General features: G+C 60.3%; 14 protein-coding genes. 12 read left to right on the top strand and 2 right to left on the bottom strand.

Going from position 1 to position 16,521, the window contains the following annotated elements; genetic code table 11:
• Positions 1-8: 8 nt before the first annotated feature.
• The 12 genes from aroQ to PSTU_RS0119355 all read left to right on the top strand — a co-directional run bounded on the left by aroQ (position 9) and on the right by PSTU_RS0119355 (position 14,353).
• Positions 9-452 carry a type II 3-dehydroquinate dehydratase gene (aroQ, locus tag PSTU_RS0119410; protein WP_019342688.1) on the top strand — a complete coding sequence of 148 codons (444 nt, stop codon included), beginning with the start codon at positions 9-11 and terminating at the stop codon, positions 450-452.
• Between the two features lie 81 nt (positions 453-533).
• Positions 534-989, top strand: a complete 456-nt coding sequence (gene accB / locus PSTU_RS0119405; RefSeq protein ID WP_019342687.1) for an acetyl-CoA carboxylase biotin carboxyl carrier protein — start codon at positions 534-536, stop codon at positions 987-989.
• 17 nt (positions 990-1,006) lie between these two features.
• Entirely contained in the window at positions 1,007-2,356 is a 1,350-nt protein-coding gene (accC, locus tag PSTU_RS0119400; protein ID WP_019342686.1) for an acetyl-CoA carboxylase biotin carboxylase subunit, read from the top strand.
• Positions 2,357-2,498: 142 nt separating this feature from the next.
• A complete protein-coding gene (gene prmA, locus PSTU_RS0119395; protein ID WP_019342685.1) occupies positions 2,499-3,380 on the top strand; it encodes a 50S ribosomal protein L11 methyltransferase in 882 nt (293 codons plus the stop codon).
• A gap of 95 nt (positions 3,381-3,475) precedes the next feature.
• Positions 3,476-4,777, top strand: a complete 1,302-nt coding sequence (locus PSTU_RS0119390; protein ID WP_019342684.1) for a DUF3426 domain-containing protein — start codon at positions 3,476-3,478, stop codon at positions 4,775-4,777.
• A gap of 197 nt (positions 4,778-4,974) precedes the next feature.
• Positions 4,975-5,988 (top strand): tRNA dihydrouridine synthase DusB, encoded by a 1,014-nt coding sequence (gene dusB / locus PSTU_RS0119385; protein WP_019342683.1) that lies wholly within the window; start codon positions 4,975-4,977, stop codon positions 5,986-5,988.
• Positions 5,985-6,305 carry a DNA-binding transcriptional regulator Fis gene (gene fis / locus PSTU_RS0119380; RefSeq protein ID WP_019342682.1) on the top strand — a complete coding sequence of 107 codons (321 nt, stop codon included), beginning with the start codon at positions 5,985-5,987 and terminating at the stop codon, positions 6,303-6,305. The genes dusB and fis overlap by 4 nt, the downstream gene beginning before the upstream one ends.
• A gap of 83 nt (positions 6,306-6,388) precedes the next feature.
• Positions 6,389-7,993 carry a bifunctional phosphoribosylaminoimidazolecarboxamide formyltransferase/IMP cyclohydrolase gene (purH, locus tag PSTU_RS0119375; protein WP_019342681.1) on the top strand — a complete coding sequence of 535 codons (1,605 nt, stop codon included), beginning with the start codon at positions 6,389-6,391 and terminating at the stop codon, positions 7,991-7,993.
• A gap of 197 nt (positions 7,994-8,190) precedes the next feature.
• A complete protein-coding gene (purD, locus tag PSTU_RS0119370; protein ID WP_019342680.1) occupies positions 8,191-9,480 on the top strand; it encodes a phosphoribosylamine--glycine ligase in 1,290 nt (429 codons plus the stop codon).
• A gap of 115 nt (positions 9,481-9,595) precedes the next feature.
• The gene (locus PSTU_RS0119365) at positions 9,596-12,394 is read left to right on the top strand and encodes a hybrid sensor histidine kinase/response regulator (RefSeq protein WP_019342679.1); all 2,799 of its coding nucleotides are present in this window, start codon (positions 9,596-9,598) and stop codon (positions 12,392-12,394) included.
• Positions 12,395-12,567: 173 nt separating this feature from the next.
• On the top strand, positions 12,568-13,518 hold the full coding sequence (locus tag PSTU_RS0119360) for a lysylphosphatidylglycerol synthase transmembrane domain-containing protein (RefSeq protein ID WP_019342678.1): 951 nt from the start codon (positions 12,568-12,570) through the stop codon (positions 13,516-13,518).
• Positions 13,519-13,606: 88 nt separating this feature from the next.
• A complete protein-coding gene (locus PSTU_RS0119355) occupies positions 13,607-14,353 on the top strand; it encodes a VC0807 family protein (protein WP_019342677.1) in 747 nt (248 codons plus the stop codon).
• A 6-nt stretch (positions 14,354-14,359) separates the two neighbouring features.
• On the opposite strand, the gene PSTU_RS0119350 is transcribed toward PSTU_RS0119355, so the two are convergent.
• Both PSTU_RS0119350 and rfbD read right to left on the bottom strand, forming a co-directional pair.
• Positions 14,360-15,259: an AEC family transporter gene (locus PSTU_RS0119350; protein WP_019342676.1), complete on the bottom strand. Its 900-nt coding sequence runs from the start codon at positions 15,257-15,259 to the stop codon at positions 14,360-14,362.
• A gap of 135 nt (positions 15,260-15,394) precedes the next feature.
• Complete coding sequence (rfbD, locus tag PSTU_RS0119345) at positions 15,395-16,321, bottom strand: dTDP-4-dehydrorhamnose reductase (protein ID WP_019342675.1); 927 nt, start codon at positions 16,319-16,321, stop codon at positions 15,395-15,397.
• Positions 16,322-16,521 lie beyond the last annotated feature (200 nt).

The following is a 16,521-nucleotide window of genomic DNA, read 5'->3' as shown; positions in this document are numbered from 1 at the left end:
GAATACTCATGGCGACGCTTCTGGTCCTCCACGGCCCGAATCTTAATATGCTCGGCACCCGCGAACCGGGCGTCTATGGCGCCACGACGCTGGCGCAGATCAACCAGGATCTGGAGCAGCGAGCCCGCAATGCCGGTCACCACCTGCTGCACCTGCAGTCCAATGCCGAGTACGAACTGATCGAGCGGATTCATGCCGCGCGCAGCGAAGGCGTCGATTTCATCCTGATCAACCCCGCCGCTTTCACGCATACCAGCGTCGCGCTACGTGACGCGCTGCTGGCGGTGAGCATCCCATTCATCGAAGTGCACCTGTCAAACGTGCACAAGCGTGAACCTTTCCGTCATCACTCCTACTTCTCAGACGTCGCGGTAGGAGTGATCTGCGGCCTTGGCGCCAGCGGCTACCGCCTGGCATTGGAGGCCGCCCTGGAACAACTCGCTGCTTCCTGACAGGACCGCGCGCGACATGCGCCCGGCCTCGAAGAAGCGAGCAGCAATGCCCTTTGAACTTACCTCGGGAGTCACCGCTTCATGGATATTCGCAAAGTCAAAAAACTGATCGAACTGCTGGAAGAGTCCGGTATCGATGAGCTGGAAATTCACGAAGGCGAAGAATCCGTTCGCATCAGCCGCCACAGCAAGCAAGCGGCCATGCAACAGCCTTATTACGCTCCGGCACCGATGCCAGCGCCCGCAGCAGCAGCCCCTGCCGCACCCGCAGCCGATGCTGCACCGGCGCAGCCAAAGCTCAATGGCACCGTAATCCGTTCGCCGATGGTCGGCACGTTCTACCGCGCCTCCTCGCCGGAGTCGGCAAGCTTCGTTGAAGTCGGCCAGAGCGTTAAGAAGGGCGACATCCTCTGCATCGTCGAAGCCATGAAGATGATGAACCACATCGAGGCCGAAACCAGCGGCACCATAGAATCCATCCTGGTGGAGAATGGTCAGCCGGTCGAATACGACCAGCCGCTGTTCACCATCGTTTGAACCGCGGAGAGCCAGCGATGTTGGAAAAAGTACTAATCGCCAACCGCGGTGAAATTGCCCTGCGGATCTTGCGAGCCTGCAAAGAGCTGGGGATCAAGACCGTCGCGGTTCACTCCACCGCTGACCGAGAGCTGATGCACCTGGCCCTGGCCGACGAATCCGTCTGCATCGGCCCGGCGCTCGCGACCAACTCTTACCTGCATATCCCGTCGATCATTGCCGCAGCGGAAGTGACTGGCGCCACAGCGATACATCCCGGCTATGGTTTTCTCGCAGAAAATGCCGACTTTGCTGAGCAAGTGGAAAAATCCGGTTTCGCCTTTGTCGGCCCGAAAGCCGACACCATTCGCCTGATGGGCGACAAGGTCTCGGCCAAGGAGGCGATGATCAAGGCCGGCGTGCCGGTGGTTCCCGGCTCCGACGGCCCACTGCCGGAAGACGAGAAGGAAGCCCTTCGTATCGCCCGTGAGGTCGGCTACCCGGTCATCATCAAAGCGGCGGGTGGCGGCGGTGGCCGCGGCATGCGCGTGGTCCATCACGAAGAAGACCTGATCAAGTCGGCCAAGCTGACCCGCACCGAAGCGGGCGCAGCGTTCGGCAATCCGATGGTCTATCTCGAGAAATTCCTGGGCAATCCGCGCCACGTGGAAGTCCAGGTACTGTCTGATGGACAGGGCAACGCCGTGCATCTGGGCGACCGCGACTGTTCGCTTCAACGCCGCCATCAGAAGGTTCTCGAAGAAGCACCGGCTCCATATATCGACGAGAAGGCCCGCGCCGAAGTATTCAAGCGCTGCACCGATGCCTGCGTCGAGATCGGTTACCGGGGCGCCGGCACTTTTGAGTTCCTATACGAAGACGGCCGCTTCTACTTCATCGAGATGAACACCCGCGTTCAGGTCGAGCATCCGGTAACCGAAATGGTGACTGGCGTCGACATCGTCAAGGAAATGCTCAGCATCGCGGCAGGCAACAAGCTGTCGATCAAGCAGGAAGACGTGGTCATTCGCGGCCACTCCCTGGAATGCCGGATCAACGCCGAAGACCCTTCGAACTTCCTGCCAAGTCCAGGCAAGGTCAAGCACTTCCATGCGCCTGGCGGCAACGGCGTCCGGGTTGATTCGCACCTGTACAGCGGCTATTCGGTACCACCGAATTACGATTCGCTGATCGGCAAGCTGATCACCTACGGCGCCACTCGTGAGGAAGCAATGGCGCGCATGCGCAACGCTCTGGACGAAATCGTTGTCGACGGAATCAAGACCAACATCCCGCTGCACCGGGATCTGGTTCGTGATGATGGCTTCGGCAAAGGCGGCGTGAACATCCATTACCTGGAGAAGAAGCTGGGAATGGACAAGCACTGATTCAGTGCGGACATCGACAAGGGCTGCCAATCGGCAGCCCTTGTCGTTTCTGGCATCAGCAGGATGGATGCCACTCACAGGCTCCAGTAAGATTCCGACTTTTCCGACCGGTTATTCCGGTCGCTCGCTCCGAGAGGCCCCAATGCCCTGGCTACAACTCCGTCTCGCGATTTCCCCCGAACAGGCAGAAACCCTCGAAGACGCGCTTCTGGGCGTGGGTGCAGTGTCGGTGACCTTCATGGACGCCGAAGATCAGCCGATATTCGAACCCGACCTCAATACCACGCCGCTGTGGTCGCACACCCACCTGCTGGCATTGTTCGAAGGCGATACTGATGAAAGTAATCTCATGGCCCACCTGCAGTTACTTACGGGCGGAGAGTTACCTGAATACCAGCTCGAGCGCATCGAAGACCAGGACTGGGAACGCAGTTGGATGGACAATTTTCACCCGATGCGTTTCGGCAATCGTCTATGGATCGTGCCGAGCTGGCACGCTGCTCCAGAACCGGATGCCGTGAACCTCTTGCTTGACCCCGGCCTGGCCTTCGGCACCGGCACTCACCCGACCACGGCGCTTTGCCTGGAGTGGCTTGACGCCCAGCCATTGAAAGGTCTCGAAGTACTCGATTTCGGCTGCGGATCGGGCATTCTCGCCATTGCTGCCCTGCTCCTGGGCGCGAAGCAAGCCGTCGGAACCGATATCGACGTGCAGGCCCTTGAAGCATCACGCGACAATGCAGGGCGCAACGGCATCGACCCGGCGCGCTTCCCGCTGTATCTGCCCGAGCAGCTACCCGAGGGCCAGGCTGACGTAGTGGTCGCCAACATTCTTGCCGGCCCGCTGGTGGCATTGGCGCCGCGCATTATTGAAAGGGTCAAGCCCGGCGGCCGTCTTGCCCTGTCGGGAATATTGGCCGAGCAGGCAGAAGAGGTGCGCACCGCCTATGCCAACCAATTCGACCTTGACCCAACGGCCGACAAAGACGGCTGGGTGCGGATCACCGGCACTCGTCGGCTCTGAATAATGTCTCAGATCCAGCAATCAACTCGCCGTCCTCCGCTGCTGCTCATTAACGTGCATACGCTAGACTACGGCCATTTAAGCCGGACCAACGCATGACCAGCTTCGTCACCCAGTGCCCCCATTGCCAGACCAGCTTCCGCGTCAGCCGCACCCAGCTCGCCGCTGCCCAGGGTGTGGTGCGGTGCGGCGCCTGCATGGAGCTGTTCAATGCCGCCCGTTACCTGCAAGACGCAGACACGACAGGCACCAGAGAAGCAGGACCGGATGTCACGAGCCGCGCCACTGACGTCCCCGCCGCCAGCCAGGTGCCAAGCGAGCGGGCACAGCCAGCCAAATCTGCCGGTCGAGACGACACACTATGGATCCACGACGATCTGGATCTCGATAGCCTGGACCTCGATGAAGAGCTGGCGAAGCTTGAGCGGCAGGAGCTGGAACTGTCCCGCGAGTTTCTCGAACTGGAGCCGCAACCCGGTGAGCAGCAGCATCACACCCACGCCGATCTTACGAGTGACGACGACGAAGCGTGGGCCGAGCAGCTGCTAAGCGCGGAATCATCGCCCCAGGCCAACAACGAACCACCCGAGGCGAAACCAGAACACACCGGCGAAGCCGCTGTCGACGCCGCGGATATTCGCTTCACCCCGGTGAGTGTCGAACATCCCGCCCCGCCAAGTCCGCTCGCGGCGCCTGATCCACTGATCCGACAGGTCAACTCAACGGAGCGCGCCGAACCGCTGGTCGATCTGCCCTTGGATTCCGGTGAGACCAGCGCTCGCACAACGCTGACAGGCCGAGACAGGTCCGGCACCGAGCACGAATCAACGCGATCACCACGTCAAGATCGTGAAGAGCGCTTATTCGAACTGGACGATGAACCGTTGCAGCTCGCTTGGCAGGCGCGCCGTCGGCCCTGGGGCCGTTGGATGGGCTGGGGCTTGCTGAACCTGATCGCCCTGCTTGGATTGGTGACCCAATATGTGATCTATAACTTCGATGAGCTGGCGCGACAGGATGAGTACCGCCCATGGCTGGAAAAAGTCTGCCCTGTGGTGGACTGCAAGCTACCGCCCAGAGTCGACATCAGCCAGATCAAGAGCAGCAATCTCGTGGTGCGCAGCCATCCGGATTTCGCAGGAGCGCTGGTAGTCGACGCAATCATCTACAACCGCGCGCCCTTCGCCCAACCGTTCCCGTTGCTGGAAGTACGTTTCGCTGACATCCAGGGTAAGACACTGGCGCAGCGGACGTTCAAGCCTGGCGAATACCTTTCCGGAGAGCTCGCAGGACAGCGGGAAATGCCGTCGCAGATTCCAATCCACATCGCTCTGGATATCCTCGACCCTGGCATTACGGCGGTTAACTACAGCCTCGCGTTTCGCTCACCCGACTGATACCCGCTGCGCCTGAGACGATGAGCGGCGTTGCCGCGCCCCGCTTCAGGGCAGCCTGCTACGGCTGGTTATAAGGCCGGAGCTGTTCAGATTTTGTTCAAAACAGCCTTTAACCCGTCATCCGTAGCGGGTATTATGCACACCCTTTTTTGCTGTCCCGATCGACCTAACAAGCAGGCTCCAAGCAGGGAATCTTCATGTCAGCGGTACGCATCGGCCCCTACATCCTTTCGAATCGGTTGATCCTCGCGCCCATGGCCGGCGTGACCGATCAGCCGTTCCGCCAGTTATGTCGACGCCTAGGCGCCGGCATGGTGGTGTCGGAAATGGTGACCAGCGATGTGCGCCTGTGGAACAGCCGCAAATCGCGCCTGCGCTTGCTGCACGAAGGGGATCCAGAGCCACGCTCTGTGCAGATCGCCGGTGGCGATCCACAAATGCTGGCCGAAGCGGCTGCTCGCAATGTCGAGCTCGGCGCGCAGATCATTGATATCAACATGGGTTGCCCAGCCAAGAAAGTGTGCAACAAGGCCGCCGGCTCGGCGCTGATGAAGGATGAAAAACTGGTATCGGAGATACTCGAGGCCGTGGTCGGCGCGGTTGATGTGCCCGTGACGCTGAAGATCCGAACCGGCTGGGACAGACAGAACAAGAACGGACTCTCGGTGGCGAGAATCGCCGAACAGTCCGGAATCGCTGCATTGGCCGTGCACGGCCGTACACGTGCCGACCTTTACACCGGCGATGCGGAATACGAGACCGTTGCCGCGATCAAGCAGGCCGTCTCGATACCTGTGTTTGCCAATGGAGACATCGATACACCAGAAAAGGCCCGCCAGGTACTCGACAAGACCGGCGCGGACGGACTGCTCATCGGCCGTGCGGCCCAGGGCAAACCGTGGATCTTTCGCGAGATCAACCACTACCTCGCCACAGGCGAGTTGATGGCATCGCCGACGCTGGTCGAAGTCGAGGAGATTCTGCTGCAGCACCTCGAAGCACTGCATGCGTTCTATGGCGATGTGATGGGTGTACGTATCGCCCGTAAGCACGTCAGCTGGTATCTGGCAACACTACCCGGCGCGCAGGAATACCGCGGCCGGTTCAACGGTTTGGAAGACAGGGATGCGCAATGCGCCAGCGTTCGGAGGTTTTTCGCCGAGCGCCGTACAAGCCCTGTTTCGGGGGAAGGAAAAGGGGTGGCTGCATGACGCTGTTGAACGAAACCTTGTTAACTGGAACAACATCCGTGAGCGACAACGTGAACCTCAAGCAACACCTCAACACGCCAAGCGAAGCAGGCCAGACCTTGCGAGGCAGTGTAGAGAAGGCGTTGCACAACTATTTCGCTCGTCTGGAAGGCGCAGACGTTACCGACGTTTACAACCTGGTGCTCTCCGAAGTGGAGGCCCCACTGTTGGAAACCGTAATGAATTACGTCAAAGGCAACCAGACCAAGGCCTCGGAGCTGTTGGGTCTGAACCGCGGCACCCTGCGCAAGAAACTCAAGCAGTACGACCTTCTCTGAACAGCGGCGCGCTCCGATGGAACGGTGCAAGCCGTCTCTCAAGGGCTTGTCCGCTCGCAGCCTGTAGCTCCTAGGAAATGTCTATGACCGACCAAAGCACCCGCCTTCCCGTCCGCCGCGCGCTGATCAGCGTGTCCGACAAGACCGGCGTCGTTGAATTCGCACGCGAGCTCGTCGCACTCGGCGTCGAAATTCTCTCAACCGGCGGTACCTTCAAGCTGTTGCGCGAAAACCAGATCGCCGCGGTCGAAGTCGCCGACTACACCGGTTTTCCGGAAATGATGGATGGTCGGGTCAAGACCCTGCACCCGAAGATACACGGCGGCATCCTCGGCCGGCGTGACTTGGACGGCGAGGTCATGGTCGAACATGGCATCAACCCGATTGACCTGGTTGCGGTCAACCTTTATCCGTTCGCTGCCACCGTCGCCAAGCCTGGCTGCACGCTGCCGGACGCGATCGAGAATATCGACATCGGCGGCCCGACCATGGTCCGCAGCGCGGCTAAGAACCACAAGGACGTCGCCATCGTGGTCAACGCCGATGACTATGCCAGCGTCATCGAGAACCTCAAGACCGGCGGGCTGACCTATGCGCAGCGCTTCGACCTGGCGCTTAAAGCCTTCGAGCATACGGCTTCCTACGACGGCATGATCGCCAACTACCTGGGCACGGTCGACCAGAGCGCCGAGACACTTTCCACCGAAGGCCGCAGTCTGCTGCCGCGCACCTTCACCACCCAGTTCGTCAAGGCGCAGGACATGCGCTACGGTGAGAACCCGCATCAGATCGCGGCGTTCTATGTCGAAACCGCCGACGAAGCCTGCGTTGCGACTGCCCGCCAGTTGCAGGGCAAGGAACTGTCCTTCAACAACGTGGCCGACACCGACGCCGCGCTTGAGTGCGTGAAGAGCTTCGTCAAGCCAGCCTGCGTCATCGTCAAGCACGCCAACCCTTGCGGCGTCGCCGTGGTTCCGGATGCTGAGGGCGGTATCCGTCAAGCTTATGAACTGGCCTATGCCACCGACAGCGAGTCCGCATTTGGCGGCATCATTGCCTTCAACCGCGAGCTCGACGGCGAGACCGCAAAAGCCATCGTCGAACGCCAGTTCGTCGAAGTAATCATCGCGCCGAGCATTTGCGCCGAAGCCCGTGAAGTCATCGCAAGCAAAGCCAATATTCGCCTGCTCGAATGCGGCCAGTGGCCCGCCGAGCGTGCGCCAGGCTGGGATTTCAAGCGCGTCAACGGCGGGCTTCTGGTTCAGAGCCGCGATATCGGCATGATCAGCGAAGCCGACCTCAAGGTCGTCACCCAGCGCGCCCCATCCGAGCAGGAAATCCACGACCTGATCTTTGCCTGGAAGGTCGCCAAGTTCGTCAAATCCAACGCCATTGTCTATGCCAAGAACCGGCAGACGGTCGGGGTCGGAGCCGGTCAGATGAGCCGGGTCAATTCTGCACGTATCGCCGCGATCAAGGCCGAACATGCCGGCCTGCCGGTGCCCGGCGCAGTGATGGCCAGCGATGCGTTTTTCCCGTTTCGTGATGGCATCGACAATGCCGCCAAAGCTGGCATTACTGCAGTGATCCAGCCAGGTGGTTCGATGCGCGACGCCGAAGTAATCGCCGCAGCCGATGAAGCTGGCATCGCCATGGTGTTCACCGGCATGCGCCATTTCCGGCACTGAATCGGCTGCACTCGGACAGGCGTTTGCGGCGTTGCCCGACTCTTCCCCATGTTCATTGCCGGAAGGCAACTCCGCTGGGGGAAGAATCGGGCGCCTCGCATCTACCAGCCCGATCGCGACCTCGGGTTTCATAGGGTGGATAACGGTTCGCTTATCCACCAAACGGGCTATCGGCCCGCCTCCATTGGGAGAGACAAATGAACGTTTTAATCATCGGCAGCGGCGGCCGCGAGCACGCCCTGGCCTGGAAGGTCGCACAGGACCCGCGCGTCAAGAAAGTCTTTGTCGCGCCCGGCAATGCCGGCACGGCAACTGAAGCCAAATGTGAAAATGTCGCGATCGATGTATTGGCCATCGAGCAATTGGCGGACTTCGCCGAGCACAACGTACAGCTGACGATCGTCGGCCCCGAGGCGCCGCTGGTCAAAGGTGTAGTCGACCTGTTCCGTTCGCGCGGGCTCGACTGCTTCGGCCCGACGGCCGCCGCAGCTCAACTGGAAGGCTCCAAGGCGTTCACCAAAGACTTCCTGGCTCGCCACAAGATTCCCACCGCCGACTACCAGAACTTCACCGAAGTCGAACCGGCTCTCGCCTATCTGCAAGAAAAGGGCGCCCCGATCGTGATCAAGGCCGACGGCCTGGCCGCTGGCAAGGGTGTGATCGTCGCCATGACCCTGACCGAAGCGGAAGAGGCCGTGCGCGACATGCTCTCCGGCAACGCATTCGGTGATGCGGGCGCACGCGTGGTGATCGAAGAATTTCTCGACGGCGAGGAAGCCAGCTTTATCGTCATGGTCGATGGCGCCAATGTGTTGCCGATGGCGACCAGCCAGGACCACAAGCGCGTCGGCGATGGCGACACCGGCCCGAATACGGGAGGCATGGGCGCCTATTCCCCTGCGCCCGTGGTGACAGCCGATGTCCACCAACGCGTGATGGACGAAGTGATCTGGCCGACGGTGAAAGGCATGGCTGCCGAGGGCAACGTTTATACCGGCTTTCTCTACGCCGGCTTGATGATCGATCACCACGGTGCACCCAAAGTCATCGAGTTCAATTGCCGCTTCGGCGACCCGGAGACCCAGCCGATCATGTTGCGCTTGCAGTCCAGTCTGGTACTGCTTGTGGAAGCAGCCCTGGCCAAGGCGCTGGACAAGATCGAAGCACAGTGGGACCCGCGCCCGAGCCTCGGCGTGGTAATGGCTGCGGGGGGCTATCCAGGCGAGTACAGCAAAGGCGCCGCGATCCACGGCCTGAAGGCTGCTGCCCAACTGCAAGGCAAGGTGTTCCATGCCGGTACCCTGTTGGCGGACGGAGCGGTAACCACCTCAGGCGGTCGCGTCCTCTGCGCGACGGCACTTGGTGAAACAGTCTCCGCGGCCCAGCAAAATGCATATGCACTGGCGGCCCGAATCGACTGGGACGGACATTTCTACCGCCATGACATCGGCTATCGTGCAATTGCACGTGAGCAGGGCGAAAGCTAAGCGCGATAATCGCGGTAATGTGCGCGGCGGCAACTCTTATAGGTCGTCGCGCGCGTTACTGAGCGCCCGTGCGGTGGTTATAATCCACCGCCACACACATGAAGGGACTTCAATCGTGCGTCGACTCTGGGTCGCCATTGCTTTTACCTTCAGTCTGTTGCTGACTGCGCTGGTTGCATGGCCTGCATTGGGCGCCGTTACCGAGCCCGCCCCCCTTCCTGTATCCCCAGACGCCATAGCAGCGGCAGAGCCCAACTGGCGATTACTCGTCGACCAATCCGGCTTGCTCACGCTTGATGAGGTTGTCGCCCAGCGCAGCCTGTTCCAGCGAATCGACAAACGTGCCTATGCCGCTCCAGCGAGCGATAACGCCATCTGGCTGCAGGTGAACCTCCCCGCGTTCGCCGAGCCGAACTGGTTGTGGATCTTTGCGCCACGCGTGCAGTACCTCGATTTTTACCTGCTGCGTGACGGGCAGCTGGAACGCCATATCGAAACTGGCGAGCTCAGACCGCTCGAGTCGCGCCCCCTGCCCACCCGGGCCTATCTGTTTACGCTACCCAGCGACGATACGCCTCGCGAGGCCTACATTCGCCTGCAATCATCCCATCCGATCATGGCCTGGTTCAGCACCGTGGATGAGGTAGGGCTGGTCGGACTGGCGCGCCCGGCTTACCTGTTCGGCGCATTGTTTGGAGCCTTGGCGCTACTGACCATCTACAACCTGCTGCGCTTCGCCTACACCTTGAGCTACAGCCATGTGTGGCTTGCCTTGCTACACGGCACCCTTCTCACTTGCGCGATCACGAATCTAGGCCTGCTTGCGGTCTGGTCGCCCAAGCTGATCTATAGCCAGCCGCTGATTGCCGATATGGCCGCGTTGCTGACCTGTATTTCCTTGCTGGCCTTCACCTACGGTTTCTTCCATAACCGCAAGATACCCTGGGTAACTGCAGTGCTCGCGTTGGAAACAGGTCTGGTGAGCGCGGTAGCAGCAACCATCTTGCTTACCGATCACCTCTGGTTCAGCTGGTTGATATATGCGCTGGTGCTAGGCACCGCCGTCAGCGTTACCGTCGTGGCTATTCATCATTGGCGGCAGCGCTACGAGCCGGCCCGATTGCTGGTTGCTGGCATGCTGTTGTTCGATGGCGGCTTTATCTTGGTGCTGCCCGTTCTGTTGGGCTTCAATCAATTCGATCCGGATTGGCTGACCGGAATCATGTTCAGCGTGGCCACCTGTTCCGGGCTCATTCTCAGCTTTGCACTACTCGAGCGGCAGCGACAGATTCAATCGGACAGCCGCAACCAACATACCGCCGAGGCCGTTAATAGCGCCGAACTGCGGACCAAAGCGGATTTCCTGGCGAAGATCAGCCACGAGATTCGCACGCCAATGAACGGTGTGCTGGGCATGAGTGAACTGCTACTCAGCACCTCGCTGTCGGCGAAACAGCGTGATTACGTCCAGACGATCCACAGCTCCGGCAACGAGTTGCTCAACTTGATCAACGAGATTCTGGACATTTCCAAACTGGAATCCGGGCAGATCGAGCTGGACGACGTGCAGTTCGATCTCAACGCGCTGATCGAAGATTGCCTCAGTATCTTCCGCGCCAAGGCCGAACAGCAGCGAGTCGAGCTGATCAGTTTTGTCCAGCCCCAGATGCCGCACGTGGTTGCTGGCGACCCGACTCGCCTGCGCCAGGCACTGTTGAATCTGCTCGAGAACGCCTTCAAGCAAACCGAAGAAGGCGAGGTGCTACTGACCGCAGCGGTGGATGATCGCGAGGGACAGCCCCGGCTGCGCATCACCGTACAGGACAGCGGCCGTCCGCTGGAGACACAAGAGCGCGATGCCCTGCTCAATGCTGCGCTGGATAGCCGCGACTTTCTCGCCGCGACCCGCCTTGGTGGTCGCCTCGGCTTGATCATCGCGCGTCAGCTGATTCATCTGATGGATGGCGAATTCGGCATTCAGACTGGCGGCATTGCTGGCAACACGTTGTGGATGAGTCTGCCACTGTCCGCCGAAATCGCCGATCCCGCATGCGATCTCGACCATCAGCTCAAAGGTGCGCGGCTACTAGTGGTGGATGACAACGATACCTGCCGGAAAGTGCTCGGCCAGCAGTGCAGCAGCTGGGGCATGGAAGTCAGCGCGGTAGCCTCAGGCAAAGAGGCGCTGGCACTGCTGCGTACCAAAGCGCACTTGCGCGACTATTTCGACGTGGTGTTGCTCGATCAGGACATGCCCGGTATGACGGGCATGCAGCTGGCGAGCAGAATCAAGGAAGACTTCAGCCTCAATCACGACATCTTGTTGATCATGCTGACCGGCATGAGTAGCGCGCCGAGCAAGATCATCGCACGCAACGCCGGCATCAAACGCATCCTGGCCAAACCCGTTGCCGGCTATACGCTGAAAACCACCTTGGCGGACGAGCTTGCCCGCCGCACCAGCGCAATTGCGCAGACGTCGGCGACTCAAGTCAACGCACCTCTGTCCGTGCCGGACGATTTCCGCATCCTGGTTGCCGAGGACAACAGCATATCCACCAAGGTTATCCGCGGCATGCTGAGCAAGCTCAACCTCAAGCCGGATACCGCCAGCAACGGAGCGGAGGCGCTCACACTGATCAAGGCGCACCCCTACGACCTGGTGCTGATGGACTGTGAGATGCCCGTGATGGACGGCTTCGAGGCTACTGCCCAGCTACGCGCGTGGGAAGCGTCCGAGGCCCGTCGGCGAACGCCGGTGGTCGCCCTGACTGCGCACATTCTGAGCGAGCACCGCGAGCGAGCCCGCGAAGCCGGAATGGACGGGCACATGGCCAAACCAGTCGAAATGTCGCAGTTGCGCGAGCTGATCGAGCACTGGGTCCGGATCCGAGCAGCCGCGGCGGATTATTAGCCTCTGGTCATGCCTGGACGTTGATGGCGCCATACCTGCCTTTTGGCCCGACACTGAACAAAACGCCCGACCCGCTGCCGATAAAAGACCGGCCGAATTATTCCGCGACGAAACGTTACCCAGTGTCCGAACCTTCGCGTCGAGGCATAAGCCGTCGCCAAGGAGCCCACGCAATGTTGAAGAGGAGCGATGTCGCCTGGACCCTCGTGGGCATCATGGCGGTTGTGCTGTCTGGCTACATGCTCTATCAGGAAATCCGCAATCTTTCACTGGCCGAACTTACCGACAGCCTCGACGCGATCAGCCAACCCCGTTGGGTCATGGCCGGGCTGGCAACGCTGGGCGCCTATTTTGCGCTAGCCTGGTACGACCGCATCGCCATAGCGCACCTTGGCAAGCACATCTCGTGGTGGTTTATCACGCTCTGCTCCTTCACGACCTATGCCCTCGCTCATAACGTTGGCGCGTCGGTGTTTTCCGGCGCGGTGGTGCGGTACCGCGCATATCGCAGCAAAGGCCTGACGCCACACGAAATTGGCGTAGTGATCGTGTTCTGCTCATTGACCTTTTTTCTTGGCACGCTGCTGGCCGGCGGCCTGGTGTTGATCCTCCGGCCGGAATTGCTCAACAGGCTCGTCGATGCCGAGCCATGGCTGTCGAGGGCGATAGGCGCATCGCTGCTGGGCGTGATCGGGCTTTATGTGATCGGCGCCTGGCGGCACTTCCCGCCCATGCATATCGGCAAATGGCACATCACCTATCCGCGCCTGCCTATCGTCGGCAGGCAACTGATTGCCGCGCCTCTGGAGCTCGCCTGCGCCGCGGCGATCATCTACTTTGCGTTGCCCGAGGCGGATAATCCGGGCTACCTGGTCGTGCTCGGCGTATTCCTTGCCTCATTTTCACTGGCGTTGCTGTCACATGCACCCGGCGGACTCGGCGTGCTCGAGGTGACCTTTCTCGCTGCGATGCCTGAGCTGCCCACCGCTGACGTGCTGGCCGCCCTGATCGTATTCAGAGGGTTCTACCTGCTACTGCCGTTTGCCTTGGCAATCCTGGTGGTCGCACTGTTTGAAGCGGGGCAGTGGTCGCAGCGACGACACACCGGCTCAACCAGCCGCTGAACGGGTCACGAAACGACACCATTGCCCTATGGCCAGACGCGCTTGGCCGCGCGATCATTCGCCCTCTTACGAGACGAAGTCGAATCACATGACCAATACCCGTACCAACCGCCCCGGTTCCGATCAACCGGCTGCACATAAACCGCGCCCTTTGATGGACTTGGCCATCAGTATCGTTATTCCATCGCTGATCCTGATGAAGCTCAGCGGGGATGATCGCCTTGGGGCGGATGGCGCATTGTTGCTGGCGCTGGCCTTTCCGCTCGGCTGGGGACTGTTCGAACTGGCTAAATACCGCAAGTTCAATTGGATTGCGCTGCTGGGCCTGATAAGCGTGCTGCTGACCGGAGGTATCGGTCTGCTGCAGCTCGACCCGCAATGGCTGGCGATCAAAGAGGCTGCAATTCCGGGCATCATTGGCATCGCCGTGCTGGCCTCCACCCGCACACGTTTTCCGTTGATCCGCACGCTGCTGTACAACCCCAAGGTGCTAAACGTCGACAAGGTTCATGAACAACTTGAGCGCAACGGGCAAACCGCCCACTTCGAGACGCGGCTGCTGCGTGCCACCTACTTTCTCAGCGCCACCTTCTTCTTTTCGTCGTTCATGAACTACGTATTGGCCAAATGGATCGTCAACAGTCCCGCCGGGAGCGAAGCGTTCAACGCGGAACTCGGCCGCATGACGTTGCTCAGCTACCCGATGATCGCGATCCCGAGCATGGTGATGATGATGGCAATCTTCTACTACCTCTGGAAAACCATCCACGGCCTGACCGGGTTGCGCCTGGAAGACATCATCGCCAACCATGCGCACACCGATAAGCAGACCTGACACCCCTCAGGACGACAGCAGCAGCATCCACAGCGGCAAGCTGATCACGGCCAGCAGCGTCGACAGGAACACCGTCGAGCTGACGACGCGGGTGTCCTCGGGAGTGACTGCGAATGCCAGCACGTTGACACCGCTCGGGCAAGCGGCCAACAACACCAGCACACTCCGGGCCTCGTGACTAAGGCCCGGCAACCATCCGCCGACATACCAGACCAGCAACGGAAGCAGACCCAGCTTCACCAGCGCCAGGCCCAGCGCCGTAGCACTGGGTCGCAGCCGATAACGTGACAGACTGATGCCCAACACCATCAACGCACAAGGCAAGGCCGCCTGGGCGAGCCAGTCGGCAACACGCCAGATCGGCACAGGCAGTTCCCAGCCCGACACGTTCAGCAAAGCGCCAAGCAAGAGACCGACGATCAGCGGGTTGGCCAGATTCTTCAGCAGTCCGGTGGCACTGATCTTCTGCCCTGAGCCGAACGCGTTATAGGAGCTCTGTAGCGAAAACAGGATCAGGCTGTGGAATACCAGAATGGCAAACACGTACACCAGACTCTCCGACCCGAGCAAGGTGGTCACCAGAGGGATGCCGACCAGCACATTGTTTGAGTACGCCGCCGTCAAGCCGAGAGGGGAAGCTCGGCCCAGCCAGCGATGAGCAACTAGCGCAACCAGTGCAAAAACGGTGAGCACCGGCCCAAAGTAGGCCAGCAATAGCGTCGGCGACATCCCGTCGCTCAGCTGGGCCCGAGCGATACCGGTGAACAGAACCGCCGGCATGAAGAGTTTGAAGGTGATGTTGGCGAGCCCGGCTGCCGCTTCCCCCGCCAGCCATTTACGCCAGCCCAGCAGGTAGCCGAGCATGATCAAGCCAAAGATCGGCAATATCGCCTGAAACACCACCACGCGGCTTCTCCAGCAAACGTTGCGACGTCATGCCGCCCCGTAAAAGACCGCGCAGAATACCTGAGTCCCGCGTCAGATCACCAGATCAAGCCCAGGCGTATATGCGCCTGAGTCGGTATTGGCTGCTTTGGCTGTTCAAGCCTGGGAATGCTGCGCGGCGCCAGCTGCGACTGCTGCTGCAGCCCTGGCCAGGGAGTCGAGAACAATGGAAAGATCGTCATGCCAGTCTCTGGTTTCGATACCGAACGTGGTCTCGAACTTCGAGCAATCGAGCACCGACCAAGCCGGCCGGCGCGCGGGGGTGGGGTACTGAGCGGTGCTGATAGGCGATACTTTCGGACGAGCAGCAAGCATGCCTTTGGCTTCTGCTTGACGGAAGACTTCTACGGCGAAATCGAACCAGGTACAGGGGGATCGTCCACTGTAGTGATAGAGCCCCCACTCCAGCACGCCGTTCTGGGCATAACGCTTCGCCAGCTCGAGCAACGCATCGGCAATGCTGCCCGCCTGAGTCGGGCAGCCAAACTGATCGGCAACCACTGATAACGCGTCACGCTGATCGCCAAGGCGCAGCATGGTCTTTACGAAGTTATGGCCATGCGCCCCATAGACCCAACTGGTACGCATGATAAGGTGCTCGTCCAGCGCTGCCTGGATGGCCGCTTCGCCCGCCAACTTGCTAGCACCATAAACACCCGTTGGTGCGACTTCATCGACCTCCCTGTAAGGCGTCTGGGCATTACCGGAGAACACGTAATCGGTGGAGATGTGTAATAGAGGAATGGAGGCTTGACGTGCCGCTTGCGCCAGCCGTTGCGCACCATCACGGTTCACGCTGTAAGCCTGCTCGCTGTGCGTCTCGGCGTTATCGACATGCGTGTAAGCGGCCGCATTGATGATAAGCCCCGGCTTGAGTCGGCCGACTACCTCGGCCACCTGGCCCGCGTCAGTGATATCAAGATGGTCGCGAGTCATGCCGAGCGCTTCGAGACCGTACCCGCCGGCACGGTTCATCAACTCGTGGCCGACCTGGCCACCGGCTCCGCATACTAGGATTCGCATCTGGTTAGCGCCTCGTTCAAGGCCCGCCGTAAACGGCAGGCATGGATTTGTAACAGACTCGATACACGCATCACGCTACAACTACCGAGATAGCGCAGCCCGCGCCTGGTTCAGGCCAGCATAAATGGGTTTTGTTCCGCCCGATTGAGGCGTAATGGGAATTATTGTGCGAGTGCAGACCTGACACGCCGCTTTGCGAG

The organism is Stutzerimonas stutzeri SDM-LAC (assembly GCF_000235745.1).
GTDB classification, from domain to species: Bacteria; Pseudomonadota; Gammaproteobacteria; order Pseudomonadales; family Pseudomonadaceae; genus Stutzerimonas; species Stutzerimonas stutzeri_H.
The sequence above is the reverse complement of the archived record's forward strand: the minus strand, read 5'-3'. Positions and strand labels throughout refer to the sequence as shown.

Bases quoted from the DNA above. Each gene is read 5' to 3' on its own strand.
- fis (WP_019342682.1), top strand. From the start codon at position 5,985: ATGACGCTGTTGAACGAAACCTTGTTAACTGGAACAACATCCGTGAGC.
- PSTU_RS0119360 (WP_019342678.1), top strand. From the start codon at position 12,568: ATGTTGAAGAGGAGCGATGTCGCCTGGACCCTCGTGGGCATCATGGCG.
- aroQ (WP_019342688.1), top strand. From the start codon at position 9: ATGGCGACGCTTCTGGTCCTCCACGGCCCGAATCTTAATATGCTCGGC.
- PSTU_RS0119355 (WP_019342677.1), top strand. From the start codon at position 13,607: ATGACCAATACCCGTACCAACCGCCCCGGTTCCGATCAACCGGCTGCA.
- prmA (WP_019342685.1), top strand. From the start codon at position 2,499: ATGCCCTGGCTACAACTCCGTCTCGCGATTTCCCCCGAACAGGCAGAA.
- accB (WP_019342687.1), top strand. From the start codon at position 534: ATGGATATTCGCAAAGTCAAAAAACTGATCGAACTGCTGGAAGAGTCC.
- accC (WP_019342686.1), top strand. From the start codon at position 1,007: ATGTTGGAAAAAGTACTAATCGCCAACCGCGGTGAAATTGCCCTGCGG.
- purH (WP_019342681.1), top strand. From the start codon at position 6,389: ATGACCGACCAAAGCACCCGCCTTCCCGTCCGCCGCGCGCTGATCAGC.
- purD (WP_019342680.1), top strand. From the start codon at position 8,191: ATGAACGTTTTAATCATCGGCAGCGGCGGCCGCGAGCACGCCCTGGCC.
- PSTU_RS0119390 (WP_019342684.1), top strand. From the start codon at position 3,476: ATGACCAGCTTCGTCACCCAGTGCCCCCATTGCCAGACCAGCTTCCGC.
- rfbD (WP_019342675.1), bottom strand. From the start codon at position 16,321: ATGCGAATCCTAGTATGCGGAGCCGGTGGCCAGGTCGGCCACGAGTTG.
- dusB (WP_019342683.1), top strand. From the start codon at position 4,975: ATGTCAGCGGTACGCATCGGCCCCTACATCCTTTCGAATCGGTTGATC.